General features: G+C 73.0%; 14 protein-coding genes. 4 read left to right on the top strand and 10 right to left on the bottom strand.

Annotation, left to right across the window (positions count from 1 at the left end):
• Nucleotides 1-286 precede the first annotated feature (286 nt).
• Nucleotides 287-1,549 (bottom strand): RsmB/NOP family class I SAM-dependent RNA methyltransferase, encoded by a 1,263-nt coding sequence (locus IT371_28805; GenBank protein MCC6751687.1) that lies wholly within the window; start codon nt 1,547-1,549, stop codon nt 287-289.
• A 71-nt stretch (nt 1,550-1,620) separates the two neighbouring features.
• Between IT371_28805 and IT371_28810 the strand changes: the two genes are divergently transcribed.
• Nucleotides 1,621-1,968 (top strand): Smr/MutS family protein, encoded by a 348-nt coding sequence (locus tag IT371_28810; protein ID MCC6751688.1) that lies wholly within the window; start codon nt 1,621-1,623, stop codon nt 1,966-1,968.
• Here IT371_28810 and IT371_28815 read toward each other — a convergent pair.
• The 3 genes from IT371_28815 to IT371_28825 all read right to left on the bottom strand — a co-directional run bounded on the left by IT371_28815 (nt 1,961) and on the right by IT371_28825 (nt 4,311).
• Nucleotides 1,961-2,893 (bottom strand): hypothetical protein, encoded by a 933-nt coding sequence (locus IT371_28815; protein MCC6751689.1) that lies wholly within the window; start codon nt 2,891-2,893, stop codon nt 1,961-1,963. The genes IT371_28810 and IT371_28815 overlap by 8 nt on opposite strands.
• A 90-nt stretch (nt 2,894-2,983) precedes the next feature.
• Entirely contained in the window at nt 2,984-3,295 is a 312-nt protein-coding gene (locus tag IT371_28820; GenBank protein MCC6751690.1) for a hypothetical protein, read from the bottom strand.
• Nucleotides 3,296-3,324: 29 nt separating this feature from the next.
• Nucleotides 3,325-4,311 (bottom strand): VWA domain-containing protein, encoded by a 987-nt coding sequence (locus IT371_28825; protein ID MCC6751691.1) that lies wholly within the window; start codon nt 4,309-4,311, stop codon nt 3,325-3,327.
• 200 nt (nt 4,312-4,511) lie between these two features.
• Here IT371_28825 and IT371_28830 point away from each other — a divergent pair, with 200 nt between their 5' ends.
• Nucleotides 4,512-6,425: a M48 family metalloprotease gene (locus IT371_28830; protein MCC6751692.1), complete on the top strand. Its 1,914-nt coding sequence runs from the start codon at nt 4,512-4,514 to the stop codon at nt 6,423-6,425.
• A gap of 82 nt (nt 6,426-6,507) precedes the next feature.
• On the top strand, nt 6,508-7,215 hold the full coding sequence (locus IT371_28835) for a hypothetical protein (protein MCC6751693.1): 708 nt from the start codon (nt 6,508-6,510) through the stop codon (nt 7,213-7,215).
• Nucleotides 7,216-7,233: 18 nt separating this feature from the next.
• Here the strand turns inward: IT371_28835 and IT371_28840 are convergent, their stop codons facing one another.
• From IT371_28840 to IT371_28860, 5 genes are all read right to left on the bottom strand, one after another.
• Nucleotides 7,234-8,295, bottom strand: coding sequence for a hypothetical protein (locus tag IT371_28840; GenBank protein MCC6751694.1), 1,062 nt, complete (start codon nt 8,293-8,295; stop codon nt 7,234-7,236).
• Between the two features lie 97 nt (nt 8,296-8,392).
• Entirely contained in the window at nt 8,393-9,115 is a 723-nt protein-coding gene (locus tag IT371_28845) for a DUF547 domain-containing protein (protein ID MCC6751695.1), read from the bottom strand.
• The gene (locus IT371_28850) at nt 9,112-10,113 is read right to left on the bottom strand and encodes a 4Fe-4S binding protein (GenBank protein MCC6751696.1); all 1,002 of its coding nucleotides are present in this window, start codon (nt 10,111-10,113) and stop codon (nt 9,112-9,114) included. The genes IT371_28845 and IT371_28850 overlap by 4 nt, the downstream gene beginning before the upstream one ends.
• Nucleotides 10,106-11,431, bottom strand: a complete 1,326-nt coding sequence (locus IT371_28855) for an FAD-dependent oxidoreductase (protein MCC6751697.1) — start codon at nt 11,429-11,431, stop codon at nt 10,106-10,108. The genes IT371_28850 and IT371_28855 overlap by 8 nt, the downstream gene beginning before the upstream one ends.
• Before the next feature lie 22 nt (nt 11,432-11,453).
• Complete coding sequence (locus IT371_28860; protein ID MCC6751698.1) at nt 11,454-12,386, bottom strand: homoserine kinase; 933 nt, start codon at nt 12,384-12,386, stop codon at nt 11,454-11,456.
• A 126-nt stretch (nt 12,387-12,512) separates the two neighbouring features.
• On the opposite strand from IT371_28860, the gene IT371_28865 reads away from it, so the two are divergent.
• Nucleotides 12,513-14,900, top strand: a complete 2,388-nt coding sequence (locus tag IT371_28865; protein MCC6751699.1) for a copper-translocating P-type ATPase — start codon at nt 12,513-12,515, stop codon at nt 14,898-14,900.
• A 176-nt stretch (nt 14,901-15,076) separates the two neighbouring features.
• Here IT371_28865 and thrA read toward each other — a convergent pair whose 3' ends face one another.
• Nucleotides 15,077-17,482, bottom strand: a complete 2,406-nt coding sequence (gene thrA / locus IT371_28870) for a bifunctional aspartate kinase/homoserine dehydrogenase I (GenBank protein ID MCC6751700.1) — start codon at nt 17,480-17,482, stop codon at nt 15,077-15,079.
• Between the last annotated feature and the right edge of the window lie 367 nt (nt 17,483-17,849).

The raw sequence follows: 17,849 nt of genomic DNA on the forward strand, positions 1-17,849 counted from the left end.
ACCGCGATCACCGGAGCCCAAGGGGGCGCGAGGTGACGCGAGGCCCGGGCGGCGTCCCGAGTGCCAGCCGCCCTCCCTCCCCCCCATTCCGCGGCTGGCGCGAGGGCCCGAGCCGCCGCTTGCGCCGGCCCACTCCGCACCGCTGCCGGCTCATGCAAGCGGCGGCGTCCGCCAGGGCCCGCGTCACGAGCGCCCTGGGCCCTCCCCGGTCTCTTCCATCCGGAGAACTCGATTGCCCTGGCGGCCCGGTACGACGGCCGACGGGAGGCTCGCTGCGCTCCATCACCTAGGCCGGTCGACGCTCGAATACGGCGGCGAAGAAGCCGTCGGTCCCGTGCAGGTGCGGCAGAGCCTCGAAGAAGGGGCCGCGCCGGAAGGCCTCCGGAAGGCAGGTGGGCGGGACCAGGCAGAAGTCGGGGCGCGCGGCGAGAAAGGCCGCGACCGGGTCTTCGTTCTCCTCGGGGCGCAAGGTGCAGGTGGCATAGACCAGGCGTCCCCCGGGACGCACGTGGCGCGCTGCCCGGGCCAGGAGCTCGCGCTGCGTGCGTTCGAGCGCGGGGAAGGTCGCCGGCTCGAGGCGAAAGCGCAGGTCGGGGCCGCGGCGGAGGGTGCCCAGCTCGGAGCACGGAGCGTCGACGAAGACGCGGTCCACGGCGAGGCTCTCGGGGAGCGTCCCCCGATGCACGCGAAGATTCGCGACGCCGGCCCGACGCGCCCGTTGCTCGAGGCGAGCCAGCTTGGACGCATCCACGTCGAAGGCGTGGAGCGCGCCCGCATTCCCGAGCTCGGCGGCGAGGGCCAGGGTCTTGCCGCCCGCCCCGGCGCAGAGCTCGAGGACCGTCTCGCCGGGGTGGGCGTCGACGAGCAGGGCGAGGAGCTGGCTCCCCTCGTCCTGCACCTCGAAGAGCCCCTCGCGGTAGGCCGGCAACGGCAGGAGGTTCGCCCGCGGCGCCTCCACGACGAGACAGGTGCGGGCGTGCGCGCCGGCGCGCGTCGGGACTCCCTCGGCGGCGAGCCGCGCCTTCAGCGCCTCGACCGAGGTCCGGAGCAGGTTGGCGCGAAGCGCGATCGGCCCGGGGCGATTCACCGCCCGCGCGAAGGCCTCGGCACCGTCGGCGCCGAGCTTCCGCACGAGGCAGGCGGCCAGCCAGTCGGGGAGCGACCAGCGCGTGGCGAGCTCGCACGGAGGCGGCCGCGGGGGCGGAAACGGAGCGCGCAGCCCCGAGAGCTCGCCGGCCAGCTCCTCCGGCAGGCCGGCCAGGTCCCTGAGGAGCGCGAAGAGGAGCGCTCCCGTCGCGTCGGACCCCGCCTGGTAGGCCAGACGTCGGCGCCAGAGGCCCACGCCGAAGACGGCCTCGGCCATCACCGCCCGTTCGTCGCGCCCGAAGGCCGGCTCGCGCAGGGCGCGGTCCAGCACGCGCTCGGCCGGCTCGCCCGCGAGCACCCGCTCCACTGCCGCTCGCACCTGCGGCAGACACCCGGCAAGGGCCGGCCAGGGGACGGAGCGCAACCGCGCGGCGAGTTCGGCTTCGCTCATGCTCGGACGCATCGCGCGGGCCGGCGTGCACCGTCGATGGGCGGCGGCTCTGCGGCGCGGGTCCTCCGTGCCATACTCACCGCATGTCCAGCCCACGCGACTCGGACGACGACGAGGCGCTCCCCGAGGCGCCCGAGGCGCCCGAGGCGATCGAAGTCCCGATCGACGGGACGCTCGACCTCCACACCTTCCATCCGCGCGAGCTCGGCGAGCTCGTGCCGGCCTATCTCGAGGAGTGCCACGCGCGCGGGATCTTCTCCGTGCGACTCGTGCATGGCAAGGGGACCGGCGCGCTCCGTCGGTCGGTGCACGCCATCCTCGAACGGCTGCCGGCGATCGTCGTGACCTATCGGCTGGGGGACGAGGCCGCGGGGGGCTGGGGCGCGACGCTCGTCGAGCTCGACCCGGCCTGGAAACCGCCGGCTACCTGATGTTGGGGCGCTTGCAGTTGAAGCTGATCACGATCCAGCCGCTGGCCTCTTCCTTGCCAGCCTTGCCGTCGTACTCGGGGTCGTCGCTCTTGCGCGGCGCGCTGCTGCCGGGGTCGGCGAAGAGCACCTGCTGCTGCAGTGCCTTCGGATGCACGAAGCCCGTGCCGCCGCGGCCGGACTTCCCCTTGCCGCCGCCGGCGCCGCCGCGATAGCCCCCGGCGCCGCCGTTGCCGGGCTCTCCCCCGTCGCCCCCCTTCATCGTCGGCTGGCCGCCCGCCTGCTCGGGCTTGTCGTGGTTGCCGGGGCCCGCGGGCGCGCACGAGACGCTGGCCGCGCCACCGCCGCCCCCGGCGATCACGAGCGCCTTGTCCGCGCTCTTCTCGGTGATGCGTTCCGGGCCGAGGAAGATGCCCGTGAGGCCGCCCCCACCGCGGTTGCCGAAGCCGAAGCGCATCTCCTCTTCGCCCGTCGAGCCGGAGCGCCCGCGCTTGCCCACGATCACGATGAGCGGCGTCCCCGCTTCCACCGCGCCGCCCGGCTCCACCGCGAAGACCGCCTCGGAGAAGCCGCCCATCCCGGCGTCCACCTTGGGAGTGCAGAGCCCCTGGCCGTTGCCCCCAGAGCCCCACGCCTTGACGTGCATGTAGCGCGCGTTCTTCGGCACGGCGAAGGTCTCTTGCGTCTCGGTGAGCGGAAAGCGCGCCTCCGCGCAGGGCCCGTCGAACGATCCGTCGCGCGCGTAGATGGGGGCGGTCGAGACCTCGCCGTCCAGCAGGGGCGCACCGACGCCCGCCTCGGCCAGACTGTCGTGGCGGCCGTCCGAGGGGCGCGACGCGTACTCTCCGGGACAACCGCTCCAGAGCCCGGCCAGGAGCGCCAGCCACCCGGGGGCGAAGGTCGACAATAGATGCGGCGAGGTCTTCATCGGCCGAGGCTCCTTACAGATGTCCTCTGTGCGCGCATCCTACGTCTGGCCGGACCACCCGCGCCGTGACCGCAGAGGCCAAAGAAAGGGCTACTGGCACTCGCTGGGCGCGGTGCCGGCCGTCACCTGGTCGCAGGTGCGGGCCTTGAGCGCCGTCACGCAGGCGTCGATCCCCCCGGAGCCGCGGGCCTCTTCCTTGTCGCAGGTGCCGGCGTTCCCGCAGCAGCGGGATTTACTGTCCGCGACGCACGCCGCCTGGTCGACGGTGCTTCCACACTGCACGACCTGCGCGCAGGCCGCCTCGGCGATGCGCGTGCAGCCGTCACCAACGGTGATCTTGCCGCCGCATCCCACCAGCGCCGCGGCGAAAAACAATCCAAGCATCACGCTCAACGATCTCATGGCGTCTCGACCTCCGGTCCGCAGGGGACCTACTTGTCAATCGGGTTGCAGCGACTCTGCACGACCACGTGGTTGATCGTTTCCGAGAGGGACAGCTTGCCGCGGCGTACCTCGTCCAGATCGAAATTCTTGCCGTCGGTCTGGTCGGGGATCGGCGCCTGTCCTTTGTAGGTCGCGCTCCAGCCCCAGCTCACGGCCTCCCAGGGGTGCCGTCTGGGTGTGCCGCACTTCGACAGGTAGGCCTGGAAGTCGAGCGGGTCGGGGGGCCTCAGCCGGGAGAAGCTGAAGACGCGCGCCTTGGCCCCCTTCAGCGCGGTCACGGCGTCGGCGAGCGTCTGCCCCGCCGGGTAGTCCCCCTCCTTCGGCCAGTCGGTCTTGTCCATCTTCCCGTCGCCGTCGCGGTCCCCGTAGTTGTCGGGGCGCTCGAGGAACGTGTCGTCGGTGGCGAGGATCACGACGCGCGTGGACTTGGCGCGCCACGGGAAGTCCTTCGCCGCCGCCACGAGCGCGTCGGGGGCGTTCTCCTCGCAGACCGGGTTCTGCGTGGTGGGGCCGCTCGGTCCGTCGCCCGGGTTGCGGTTCGGCATGGTGTAGGTCTGCTTGTAGTGACGGAAGGCGGCGCGCAGCGTGTCGGCAGCCTGGTGCACCTTGCCCCCGTCGAGCGGGCCGCTCACGTCGAGGTGATGGTTGTCCACGAAGGCGATGAGGCCGAAGTGCGAATCCTTCGCCAGCGCGTTCGAGGCCGTGACCACGGCATCGATCTCGCGCTCGAGCTTGTCGAGGACGAAGTCCATCGAGCTCGAGACGTCCAGCACGAAGACCACGTCGATGGTCTCGGTGCAGACCGACCGCTCCGGGGCGGGGCCGCTCGGCAGATCGCCCCAGGCCTGCGCGTCGGCCACCGCCGCGTCGGGAGCGACGGGGGGCGGCCCGTCGACGAAGATCGCCTCCTTGGTGACGCAGCCGGTGAAAAGCAAGGCGGCGAGAAGCCACGACGTCCGACCCGGGTTGTGCATGGCCGGCACTATGGCGCAGCGGGCTGCGCGTTGGCAACGGCCAGGGAGAAGCGCCCGCGGGGCTCGTATCTCCAAAATGTGTCTGCGACAAGCGGCCGGCACGAGGCCCCAAGGGAAGGTAGCCGGAGCCAAACGCCGGCGGCCGGGGGCCTGAAGGAAGGGAGCGAGGCATGCACCTGAGAGGACAAGGAGTGGTAATCGTGGTCGCTTTGGCCCTGGCGGGGGCGGCCAGGGCGCAGCCGGCAGGTCGTGCCGCGAGCCCCTCCGCCGCCGCGGTTCGTCCCCCCGGTGCGGAGCTGGAGGCCGCACGGGCCGCGCGGGCTATCCGGGACGACCCGGAGAGCCGGCTCGCGCTCCTCGGGGCGCTCTTTCCGCTCACGGGCCCCACCGCCGCGCGCCACGCGGGCCTCAACGCCCCGGCGCTCCGGCGCGAGCTGCGGGCCGTCGCGGAGGAGGTGCTGCGACGCGACGCGAGCGAGTTTCCGAGCTGCACCGCTGTCGCCGCGTCGGCGATCAAGCTCGGGGACAAGGAGCTGCTCGGCCGCGCGGTGGCGGCCCTGAGCCAGCTCCGCCCCGACGCCATGCTGACGCACCTCTACGGCGGGATCCACGCCTCCGCGATGGAGGACTGGGAGCGGGCGGAGCGCGAGATCCGTCGCGCGCAGGCCCTCGGCTTTCCCGCGTCGGAGGCGGAGCGCATCCTGGCCGAGTCGGGGATCGGGGCCAAGGCGCGGAACTGGCGCTACGCGCGCTACGTCGGCCTCACCGCGGCGGGGTGGGCCGGCGGGCTCGTGCTCCTGCTCCTCGTCGGCGTCGTGCTGTCGCGCCTCACTCTGCGCGCGGTCGCGCTCGCCAGCCCCGAGGCCACCACGACTCCCTCGGCCGGCATGCGACGCGTGCGCAAGGCCTACGCCGCGGTCCTCGGCGTCACCTCCTTCTACTTCTATCTGTCGCTGCCGATGGTGCTGCTGCTGGTCATCGGGGCGGGCGGTGGCATCATCTACGGCTTCGTGGCCCTCGGACGCATCCCGATCAAGCTCGTCGCGGTGGTGGCGATACTCACGGTCATCACGCTGTGGGCCATGCTGAAGAGCCTCTTCGCGCGCGTCCGCGACGAGGACCCGGGGGAGCGCCTGGAAGAGGCGCAGGCCCCTGCCCTCTTCGCCATGCTGCGCGAGCTGGCCCAGACCATCGGCACGCGCCCCGTGGATGCCGTCTATCTGGTCCCCGACGCGTCGGTGGCCGTCTTCGAGCGCGGCTCGTTCTGGAAGCGCATGTCCGGGCAGACGCAGCGCTGCCTGATCCTGGGGCTCGGCGCGCTCGACGGCCTGACCGCGACCCAGCTCCGGGCGATCCTCGCGCACGAGTACGGCCACTTCTCGAACCGGGACACGGCCGGTGGCGGGCTGGCGCTGCACGTCCGTCGCACGATCCTGGCCAGCGCAGAGGGGATGGCCCGCGGCGGCGCGGCCACCTGGTTCAATCCCGCGTGGCTCTTCCTCAACGCCTTCCACCGCATCTACCTGCGCGTCTCGCACGGCGCCTCGCGCCTGCAGGAGGTGCTGGCCGATCGGTGGGCCGCGCTGACCTGCGGGGCGAAGGCCTTCGGCGACGGCCTTCGCGCGGTGATCCGGCGCAGCATCGAGTTCGACCTGCGCACGAACCACGAGATCGAGCAGGCCATCGCCGAGGCCCGGCCGATCCGGAACCTCTACCGGCTATCCGCCCCCGACGCCGCGTCGATCGTCGCGACGCGGAGCGCGGAGACGAGCCCCACGAACACGGCGGCGGACGCGGCCGGTGAGAGCCCGGAGGCCACGCTCCCCGCGGCGAGCTTCGAAGATCAGGTGGAGGCCGCCTTCGCCGAGGCGATGGAGCACGCGGGGTCGGCCTACGACAGCCATCCGCCCCCGGCGCAGCGCATCGCGTGGGTGGAGCGGCTGACGAGCGCTCCGACGATCGAGGACGACGGCGCCTCGGCCTGGTCCCTGCTCGCGGCCCCCGAGGAGGTGCAAGAGCGCATGACGAAGCTCGTGAGCGACCGCGTGCAGCTCGCGCTCAGCCTGCGGGCCGCCTTCGACGCCAGCCAGGCCGGGTCCGCTGCCGCGTCGTGACCGGCGCGCGACGGATGGTGATGGTGTAAACTGATCGTCGCCTCGTGGCGCACCTCACGCGCAGGGATGGCACGGACGACGCATGAAGACCCAGAGATGGCTTTGCGGAGCGCTGCTCGCCGGGCTGGTCGCCGGCTGCGGGAGCAGTCAAACGGGGCGCAAGGACGCCCGGGCGAAGGCGGACGGGTTCACGCTCGGGGACGGAGGATGGGGGTACCTCGACGGCGGCGGCCCGATCCCGGACATCTGGACGCCCACCGGTGACCTGCGGCCGGCGGGAGACGGACCGGCGAGCGGCGATGCCAGCGGCAAGTGCAGCAAGCCTCAAGGTGCGAGCTGCACGGGGTGCGCGGCCGACGAATCCTGCACCGCCGCCAATGGCGGCACCTGCGCGAAGAAGATCGCGCTCAGCGGCTCGTCCACCGATGCGAAGAACCTGCTGATGGTGGCCGTGGCCTACGTGGACTGCTGGAACAAGCAGTCCACGGGCAGCAAACTCTGCTTCACGTTCGACTCGTGCGCGATGCAAGGTTCGCTGAACGGGCAGATGGTCAAGGAATGGGTCTGCAAGGCCCAGGTCAGCGACTTCCCGGACAGCGCCACGCACGGCACCGCGCGTTCGATCCTGGCCTGCAACGGGATCTGGGAGATCGAGCGTCCCCAGTGGAAGCTGAGCGGCATGAACGCCGGCGAGGACGGGCTCAACTGCATGAGCTACCACGACTACGGCACCATGCCGTGGGACCTCGACCGGGTGGACATCCACGACTGCGCGAAGTTCCCGCCGTAGAGCGGGAAGCGCCGTAGCTCACCGACGCAGGATGCCGAGCCAGAGGCCCGCCGCGCCCACGAGCGCCGCGACGAGCAGCCCGAGCACCCAGGGAAGGACGCGACGCGTGGGCGGGACGCCACGCTTCTCGCGCGATGCGAGGGGCGGCACGCGTTCGGTCGGCGGCGCCACCTGCGGCAACACGTCGGCGAGGAGCCCGCGCTCGACCCGCAAGGCGACGGTCCAGCTCCGCGTAGGACGGCCCGGATGCCCGGTGGTGCTGAAGACCTCCTCGGTCACCAGATCCAGCCGGTCTGCGTCCCCACCGTCGAGCCCCACGCCGAGCGAGCGACCGGCACCGAAGGCCACGGCCCCTACCTCCCGCTCGTAGACCGCGCTGCCGACGAGGCGACTCCGCCCCCACTCGAGGACCTGCACGAGGTGCGGGCCCGCGCGAAAGCCGAGGAGCTTGCCGTCGACGCTCGGAGCGAGGCACTCGGGAACCACGTTGCCGCGTGCCGTGTAGCGGAGCTCGCCGTGACTGCCATCGGGGGCGACGGCCACGATCTGCTGCCCGGCCGCCACCACCCAGTGGCCGAGCGGGCTCCAGGTCACGGACTGCACCGCCGCCTGGACCTGGCAGCCACCGAGGAGCGTGCGACTCGCCGCATCGAAGACCTGCACGCGGCCGTCGGGCTGTCCGACGGCGATGGCCGAGCCGTCGGCCCGCACCGCCACCGCGAAGGCGCTTACCTGCGCCACGGTGCGCGGCAGCTCGTCCCCCGGCACGAGCAGGAGCGAACCTTCGGTCAGGATGGCCGCCACCTCGGCACGGGCCGCGTGGGCGAAGGCGCGCACCGAAGACGCCACCGCCTTCGCGGCGAGGGGAGCGCCGTCCGAGAGCGCGAGTCTCGAGAGCAGCCCGCTCTCGTCGAGGGCCGCCACGCCGGACGGAGAGGCCGCGAGCCCCACCACCGTCGCGTCGAGGGTCCGCTGCCAGAGCGGTCGGCCGTCGAACCCGTCGTGGGCCAGCACGACAGCCCCCTCGGCGGAAACCATCACCGCCCCCTCGGGCGGGTATGCGAACGGCACCCCGGACATGCGCGCGCGTCTCGTCTCTTCCCACCGCCTCTGAAGGATCCCCCTCGGGGATGGCCGGCCCAGCCTCGGCCACCGCCGGAGCGTCGCTAGTATACGCCTACCTGCCGTTCAGGGCCCAATCGTAGGCCAGGAAGGTCACCCGACGGCGCGGCACGAGCAGCGCGCTCCCCGCGGGATGGTAGCGCGCGACGAAGGCCAACACCTTTCCCGCGCCGCCGAAGTCCGAGGCGTACCAGTCGAAGAGGCGCGAGAGCCGGACCTCCGTCGGTGTCAGCACCACGCCGGCAGGGCTCCGCAGGAAGGCCCGGGTGAGCCGCTCGAGGGCGCGCTCGACCGTCGCTCCACGGAAGGCCTCCGACGCGAGGGGGGGGCAGCTTCGCGCCGCGCACACCAGCGCAAAGTGGATCCGCGGGTCCCGGAAGCGCGGCCTGAGCACCGCGTTCTCGAGCTCGTTGAGGGTCAGCGTTCGCCCGCCCACGACGTGCGTGTGGCGGTCGAAGAAGCCCGGGAGCTCCTTCACGCTGACGACCTTGGGCCAGCGCGCCACGACCTGGCCGACCACGAGGGCGTTGTAGGCGTTCAGGTAGAAGGCCAGCTCGGCCGCGCGGCCCATGCGCGCAGGGTCGGCACGGGCGACGGCCTGGAGGTACGCCGAGAGCTCGGCGCGTCCGCCGGCGGCGAGCGCCGCGTAGTTCACCCGTCCGGCGCTGACGTGGGCCTTCAGCAGGCGATCCCACGCCGTGTGGTCGAGGTCCGCAGCTCGGGCGGGCGTCGCCCAGAGGAGCATGGCCATGAAGAGGGCGGGCCGGACGACGGTCATGGCGCTCCTCCTTTCCGGTTCTCGAGGCGCAGCACGCCGCGCGGGCAAACGTGCGCACAAATACCGCAGCCCACGCAGGAGGCGCGACGGATCTCTTCCCCGCGCATGGCGTAGGCGCGCACGTCGATGCCCATCTCGCAGGCGTGCGAGCAGTTGCCGCAGCCGATGCAGAGCTCCTTCTGCGTGGCGATGCGGAAGCGACCGACCCTCTGCGTGAGGCCGAGGATCGCGGCCATCGGACAGCCGAAGCGACACCAGACCCGCGTGCCGAGGAGCGGATAGAGACCCACGCCGAGCATCCCCGAAAAGAGCGCGCCGATGGCGAAGCCGTAGAAGGCCTGCACGCGAAAGGCGAGCTGGGCAAACCGCGGGTGCTCCTTGCCGACCCCCCAGTTGACGAGCACCAGAGCGGTCGTGACGAGTGCCAGCACCAGCACGAGGTGGATGCTCACCGTCTCGAGCCGCCAGGCCCAGCGGCGCTTCGACGAGAGGTGGCGAAAGGGGTCGCCGGCGGTGTTGGCGAGGCCGCCGCAGCCGCAGACCCAGCTGCAGTACCACCTCTTCCCGAGGAGGAAGGCGAGCAGCGGCGCGAGCACCAAGGCGCCGAGAAAGCTCCAGAGCACGAAGGGGAGCGGATAGCTGAAGATCGTCTCCGGGTAGAAGTATTCGATCTTCAGCGGCCAGAGGTAGCTGAAGTAGAAGTCCCGCCCCGAGAGGAGGCGCATCCACGCTGGAATAAGGAACGCGAGCAGTAGCTGCACCAGCATGATCACGGTGGTGCGGATCACCTGGTAGCGGCTGCGCCGGTTGCGACGGATGAAGAGCGCCCCCCCGAGGAGCACAGCCACGGTGTAGAGGATGCCGTAGAGCGACCACTTGTCGCCGCGCGGCCAGACCGCACGTCCGACCGGGTCGAGCCAGCTCGTGAAATAGAGCACGAGGTAGAAGGCGAAGAGCCCCGCCGAGAGGAGCCACGCCGGGAGGCCGCGGTCACGCACGCGAGGTCCCCTCGGGAAAGGGGGGGCGACGGAACTCCTCGTCGAAGCGGGCCTCCTCGAGGTGCTCGAGGACCCAGGGGAGCGGCCGGCGCTCGCGGATCCAGCGCATGAGGAGCGCGGCGTTCCAGCGGGCTCCGAGCAGGCTGAACCCGAGGACCTGCTGGTTCTCGAGGTACGCGATGCGCGCCGAGGCGCGGGTGCGGGGCGAGCGGACGACGTGCTCGCGCAGGGCGAGCTCGGCCACGGTACGGGGCGCGGTCGCGCGGCCGAGGAGCTCCGCGGCCGGTGGATACGGAGCGTGAGGGAACCAGCCCACCGTCAGGTAGTCGCAGAACAGAAACTGCGCGCTGCCGTACGGGACCCCCGGATCGTACGGCGCGTCGAGACCGGCCAGGACGCGACCGACGGCTTCGCCCTGCCGCTGCGCCGTGTACCAGAGCTTCTGGACCAGCGTCCGCCCGTCGGGCTCGAGGGCAATCTCGGCGCAATCGCCTGCCGCGTAGACCTCGGGGACGGAGGTGCGCAGGGTGCGGTCCACCAGGATCCCCTGCCCACAGGGAAGGCCGGCGGCCTGAGCGAGCGCGATGCGCGGCCGGACCCCCGTGGCGAGGCCCACGAGCTGACAGGGAAGGCGACGCCCCGCGCGGGTCACGAGCTCGCGCACCTGCCCCCGGTCGTCGCCGAGCAGCTCCTCGGGGAGGTCCTCGAGCAGCAGCTCGACGCCGTGCTCGCGCAGGAGCGTGTGCACGAGCCCGGCCTCATCGCGCGAGAGGACGAGGTCCCAGTACCACGGCTCGCGGATGAGGTAGGTCACGGCCACCCGGTCGTGAAGGAGCAGCTCCACGAGCTCGATGCCGATGAGGCCGCCCCCCACCACGACGGCGCGCTCGACGCGGGGCCGGAGGGCCTCGAGCGCGGCGAGGTCCGACAGCGTGCAGAAATGCTGCACACCCGAGAGCTCCTGTCCGGGCCAGCCGAAGCGGGCGGGCTCGGCCCCCGTGGCGAGGAGCAGGCGGTCGTAGCTCCGCGTCGCACCGCTCTCGAGCGTGACCGTCCGGCGCGCCACGTCGAGCGCGACGACCCGGTCGTGGACCAGCTCGAGGCGCTCCTCGCGCCAGAGGCGGCGCTCGAAGGGCTCGAGCGCGGCGCGAGAGAGCTGCCGCATGTAGACCCACATCAGGGCGGTGCGGGCGTAGAAGTACGGCGACTCGTCGCTGATGACGGTGATCTCGGCGTCCTGCCGCAGGGCGCGGACGGTGCGGGCCGCGGTGATGCCCGCCACGCCGTTACCGATCACGATGAGCCGCAAAGGTTGCACGCCACGCCTCCCGTAGACCCGTTCAGCAGCGCACGCGCCGCGCGCCCTCGTCGGCGAGCCGGGAGACCCAGCCGCGGTAGGAACGCCCCGCGCGGTCGAGGGCCGCCCCCATCGCGGCGAGCACGTTCTCGGCCTGCGTGAGGTCGGAGCAGAGCGAAAAGAGCGTCGGCCCGGCGCCGGAGATACTCGCGCCGAGCGCCCCGGCGCCGAGGGCTGCGGCCTTCACCTCGGCGAAGCCGGGAATGAGGTGGGCGCGCCGCGGCTCGGCGATGACGTCTACGATCGCGCCCCGCAGGAGCTCGGCGTCGGAAACGGCCAGGCCGTAGACGAGCTGCGCGAGGTGTGCGCTGTTCGCGACCACCTCGCCGAGGGGGATCGCGGCGGGGATGACCTGTCGCGCGACGCGGGTCTCGAGCTCCTGCGCGGGGGTCACGAGCGCCAGGGCCAGCTTCAAGCCGGTGCGAAGGCGCACCGCGTGACCGTCGGGGCGCACGAGCACCACGCCGCCGAGGAGCGCGGCGGCCACGTTGTCAGCATGGGCCGAGCCGCAGGCCACGCGCTCCGCCTCGGCGCAGGCCGGGATGAGCGCCGCCGGGGAGAGGGGCGAGCCGGCGAGGAGGTTCACCGCCGTGGCGGCTGCCGCGGCGGAGGCCCCCGAGGAGCCGAGCCCGCTTCCCACCGGCATCCCCTTGTGGAGCTCGAGCTCCACGCCGAAGGGCTCGCCGAGCAGCTCGAGCACCGCGCACGCTGCCACGACCGCGGTGTTCTGCGCCCCCTGCGGAGGGAGGCTGTGCCCCCCGCTCACCTGGCGGAGCACGACGTCCCGGTCCCCGTGCTTGCGCGCCCGCACGGTGTCCCCGGGCTGCTCGAGCGCGAGGCCGAGGACATCGAACCCCGGACCCACGTTGCCGACGGTGGCCGGGGCGAAGACGGAGAGCCAGTCGTTTTCGTGCATGGAAGGGATTGTAGCGTCGAGGAGAGCCGGTGGGAGTCCTTTCCTTCGGCGGGCGACCGTCGCGGGCGCTCCGTCGGAAAGGATGCCCGCTGGCGCGTGGTACGCGATTGAGGAATCATCTAGCGCATGGGCGAAGAACATCCACCGCGCGCGGAGGACCCGGCTAGCGCCGCTCCCTCGTCGGAGAAGGCCCCCGGCGTGACGACCACGGACGCCCCGGCCGCGCGGCCGGCGGAAGGCCCCGCGTCGGGCGGCCTGGCTACCCGGTTCAAGGTGCGAAAGGTCGTCGTGTCCGGCGTGGACGGCGGCGCCGAAGCCCCGCTCAAACCCTGCTGTGCGCACCACGCCGCGACGCCTGCGGCTCCTCCGGCGGTCATCCCCGAGGGGGCCACGGTCGAGTACACCTGCCCGATGCACCCCGAGGTCGTGCGTCCCGGCCCCGACGCCTGCCCGCTCTGTGGCATGGCGCTCGAGCCCAAGGTCATCACGCTCGAGGCGCCGCCGAACCCCGAGCTCGTCGACTTCCGCCGCCGGCTCGCGGTGGCCGTCCTCTTCACCGCGCCGCTCGTGGTCCTCGCGATGAGTCACCTCGTGCCCGCGCTCTCGCTCGGCTGGCTGGCCCACGGTTCGCGTCTCGGCCTCGTGCAGCTCGCGCTCGCCACGCCGGTCGTGCTCTGGGCCGGCTGGCCCTTCTTTGCCCGCGGCTGGGCCTCGCTCGTGAACCGCGCGCTGAACATGTTCACGCTGATCGCCCTCGGAACCGGGGTTTCGTACCTGCACAGCGTGCTGGCCGTGCTCGCGCCGCAGCTCTTTCCGCCGGCCTTCCGCGACGCCCACGGCCGCGTCGGCCTCTACTTCGAGGCGGCGGCGACCATCACCACCCTCGTGCTGCTCGGCCAGGTGCTCGAGCTGAAGGCGCGCGAGCGAGCCGGCAACGCCATCCGGGCGCTGCTCAAGCTCACCCCTCCGACGGCCCGCGTCCTCGGCGACGACGGCGAGGAGCGGGACCTTCCGCTGGCCGAGGTGCACGTGCGCCAGCGGCTGCGCGTCCGTCCGGGGGAGAAGGTCCCCGTGGACGGCGTGGTCCTCTCGGGGCAGAGCGCCATCGACGAGGCGCTGCTCACCGGTGAGCCGATCCCCGTCGAGAAGGGGCCCGGCGACAGCGTGACGGCCGGGACCCTCAACGGCGCGGGCACCTTCGTCATGCGCGCCGACCGCGTGGGGCGCGACACGCTGCTCGCGCAAATCGTGCGCCTCGTGGCCGAGGCCCAGCGGAGCCGCGCGCCGGTGCAGCGCCTCGCCGACCGCGTGGCGGCCTACTTCGTGCCGGCGGTGATGCTCGCCTCGGTGGCCACCTTCGCCGTCTGGGCCAGCGTCGGGCCCGCGCCACGCCTGGCCCACGCGCTCGTCAGCGCCGTAGCGGTGCTCCTCGTGGCCTGCCCCTGCGCCCTCGGGCTCGCCACTCCCATGTCGATCATGGTCGCCGCGGGCCGCGGCGCCTCGGCGGGCGTGCTGATCAAGGACGCTGCTGCGCTCGAGCACCTCGCACGCGTGGACACGCTCGTCCTCGACAAGACGGGGACGCTCACCGAGGGGCGGCCTCGCCTCGCGAGCGCGCTCCCTCTCTCCTCGCTGCCGGCGGCGGAGCTCCTGGCCTGGGCCGGCGCGCTCGAGCTCGGCAGCGAGCATCCTCTCGCCTCCGCGGTGGTGGATGCGGCCAAGGCGCAGGGGGTCCCACTGGCGGAGCTCGCCTCCTTCGAAGCGCGACACGGGCGCGGCATCGTGGGCACGGTGAAGGGGCGGCGCGTGGCCGTCGGCAACCCCGCGCTCCTGGCAGAGCTCTCGCTCGACCGGGACGCGGGGCGCTCGCAGGCCGAGGCGCTGCAGCAAGAGGGGCAGACGGTCCTGTGGGTGGCCCTCGACGACGCGGTGGTGGGCCTCCTCGGCGTGTCCGACCCGATCAAGAACGGCGCGCGCGAGGCGCTGGCCGAGCTCCGACGGGACGGGCTCGAGGTCGTGATGCTCACGGGCGATCAGGAGCTCGCGGCCAAGGCCGTGGCCGACCGCCTCGGCATCACCCGGGTGCACGCCGGGGTCCTCCCCGAGGAGAAGGCGGCTCACGTGCGCGCGCTCCGCGCCGCCGGACGCGTGGTGGCCATGGCCGGCGACGGCGTGAACGACGCGCCAGCGCTCGCCGCGGCCGACGTGGGGCTCGCGATGGCCACGGGCAGCGACGTGGCCCTCGAGAGCGCGGGGATCACGCTCCTGCGGGGAGACCTGCGCGCCATCGTGCGCGCGCGGCGCCTGAGCCAGGCGACCCTGCGCAACATCCGCCAGAACCTCTTCTGGGCCTTCTTCTACAACCTGGCGGGGGTGCCGCTCGCCGCGGGGGTGCTCTACCCGCTCTTCGGCTACAAGGCGCTGCTCAGCCCCATGGTGGCCAGCGCCGCCATGAGCTTCAGCTCCGTCTCGGTGATCGCGAACGCGCTCCGGCTGCGACGCACGAAGCTCTGAACACGGTCGCCTTGGCCGCGATCCATCCCGGCAGGCTGTGTCGCACCTCCGCTCCGGTGCTCACAGCGCCACAAGGCTGCTCCGCTCCGGTGCTCGGCGCTCCTTGCCTGCCGGGCGCCTCGCGACCGATGCGACCATGTTATTCGGCGGAACGACGTGCTTCTGCCCACTCGCCCCTATCGTCGGGCGATCTTCAGCACGTCTCCCAGCACCCCCGCCGCCGTCACCTCCGCCCCGGCCCCCGGCCCCCGGATGATGAGCGGGTGCGCGTCGTAGCGCCGGGTGCGAAAGACGAGGAGGTTGTCGGGACCCTGGAGCTGCCCGAGCGGCCCGAGCGCCGGGACGTTGCGTAGACCCACTGTGGCCCCGTCGGCCCCGATCGCGGCCACGTAGCGCAAGACCTCCCCGCGCGCGGCGGCCTCCTCCACCCGCGCGGCGAGGTGCGGCGCGTGCCGGCCGAGCGCCGGCGAGAGTCCGCCTTCCAGGCCCGGTACGAGCGGCTCGAGCTGGACCTGCTCCGGCTCGAGGAGGATCCCGGCGGCCCGCGCGATGATCAGCGCCTTGCGCGCCACGTCGCGACCGCTCAGGTCCTCGCGCGGGTCGGGCTCGGTGTAGCCGCCCTCGCGCGCCGACTCCACCGCGTCCACGAGCCGCGAGCCCTCCTGCAGCCGCGAGCAGAGAAAGCCGAGCGTCCCCGACAGACAGCCCGAGATGCTCAGCAGGCTGTCCCCCGTGTGCACGAGCTCCTGCAGCGTGTGCAGCACGGGCAGCCCCGCCCCGAAGGTCGTCTCGTAGCCGTACCTGACCCCCGCCTGGCGCGCCGCGCCCATCAGCCGCCGGTAGGCCGAGAGCGGGCCGGCGAGCGGCAGCTTGTTCGCCGTGACGACGTGCAGCCCCGCCGAGAGCGCCCGCGCGTGGAGCTCGGTCGTGTCGGCCGCCGTGAGGTCCACGAGGATCACGTCCGTGCACCGCCCCGAGACGATGGCCGCGAGGAGCTCCTCGTCGGTCGGTCGCGACTCCCCCTGCGCGAGCGAGGTCACCGCGACGGCGGGGTCGAGCCCCTGGTGATCGACGACCCAGCGGCCGCTGCTGGCGAGGCCCACGAGCCGCAGCTCGAGGCCGAGCTCGGCCTCGAGACTGCGCCGCGTCTCGGTCAGCAGCCCGAGGAAGGTCCGCCCGACGCGGCCCGCCCCGAGGACCACCAGGTTCGCCACCCGCGTCAGGCCGAAGGCCGTATGCGCCGCCCGCACCGCGCGCACCGCGTCGGGCTCGCGCACGGCCACGGAGATCGAGAGCTCGGAAGCCCCCTGCGCGATGGCCAGCACGTTGACCCCCACGTTGCCGAGCGCCGAGAAGAGCTTGCCCGAGACGCCCGGGGTCCCCGCCATCCCCTGGCCGATGACCGAGGTCACCGCCACGGGGCGATCCACGACCACGCGCTCGACGGCGCCGGAGGCGAGCTCCGCGGCGAAGCGCTGGGCGATGGCGCGCTCGAGGCGCTCGCAGTCTGCCGCCGGGACGACGAGCGAGACCGTCTGCTCCGACGAGGCCTGCGAGATCATCACCACGTTCACCGAGACGGCCTCGCTGGCCTCGAAGATGCGGCGCGCCACCCCCGGGACCCCGGCCATGCCGCGCCCGTCGAGCGTGACCAGCGCGAGGTCGTGGATCGAGGTCACCGTCTTCACCCCCGCCGGGGCGTCGGGGCTCGTCGGCCCCACGACCGTACCGGGCTCCGACGGCGCGAAGGTGCTCAGGATGCGGACCGGGATCCCCGCCTGCATGGCGGGCAGGATCGTGCGCGGGGCCAGGACGCGCGCGCCGAAGTACGACATCTCGGCGGCCTCGCGATACGAGACCTGCGGCAGCGTGCGCGCCTCCTTCACCAGGCGCGGGTCCGCCGTCAAGATGCCGGGGACGTCGGTCCAGATCCAGACCTCGCTCGCCTCGAGCAGGTTCGCGAGGAGCGTTGCCGAGTAATCCGAGCCGCCGCGCCCGAGCGTCGTCGTGACCCCCGCCGCGGTCGCGCCGATGAACCCCGTCACCACGGGGACCAGGCCGCGCTCGAGGAGCGGCCGGAGTCGCGACCGGGCCGCCGCCCGCGTGGGCCCGAGCAGCACCTCCGCTCCGAGATAGTCCTCCGTCGTCACCACGCACGAGCGCGCATCCACCGCTTCGGCCCCGCGTCCTCGGGCGCGAAGGTGCGCCGCCAGCAGCGGAGCCGAGAGCCTCTCGCCGAAAGAGGAGAGGAGCGCGCGCGTACGGGGACTCTGCTCGCGGAGCAGGCGCACCCCCTCGAGCACGCTCGCCAGCTCGGCGAGGAGCCGCCCCACCTCGGCCCGCGTCTCGGGCTCCTCGCAGGCCCCCTCGTGCAGCGCCCCGAGGAGCTCGAGGGCTCGCGCCACGGCCTGGGCGTCCCCTCGCTCGGCGGCTTCCCCGGCCGAAAGAAGCTCGTCGGTCGTCTCGCCGAGCGCGGAGACGACCACCAGCACCGGCCCCGGCTGCTTCGCCACCAGCTCGGCCACATGCGCGAGCCGCGCCCGGTCAGCGACCGAGGACCCGCCGAATTTCATCACGATCACGGGATAGCTCCCTCGCGGCGTCGGTACGGCTCTCGGGGCTACGGTACTCGAACCCGCCCGCGCGATGCTACCCCCGTTGGCCGTCGGACCAGGGTGATCGAGTTCTCGGACATGGTGGCATGGAGGGGGCGGCGCGACGGGCAAGCGCCCCCTCGCGCACCGCCCCGCAGTCGTCGCGCGCCGTGGAGAGGTGGGATGAATGGCGCCGAGGAGGCCGTGGGGATAGGAGGCAGGGGGACATGCGAGAGGCGCGACGTGCGGGGCTGCGGACCTCCGGCGACAGCGCCCTGGCGGGCGCTGCTGCCTACGGACGCTGCGCTCGGGGGCCTTGACCCGCCGCGCCGCTGCCGTTGTCGGTGCGCTCGGG

This window comes from Deltaproteobacteria bacterium (assembly GCA_020848905.1).
In the GTDB taxonomy this organism is placed as follows: domain Bacteria; phylum Myxococcota_A; class Polyangia.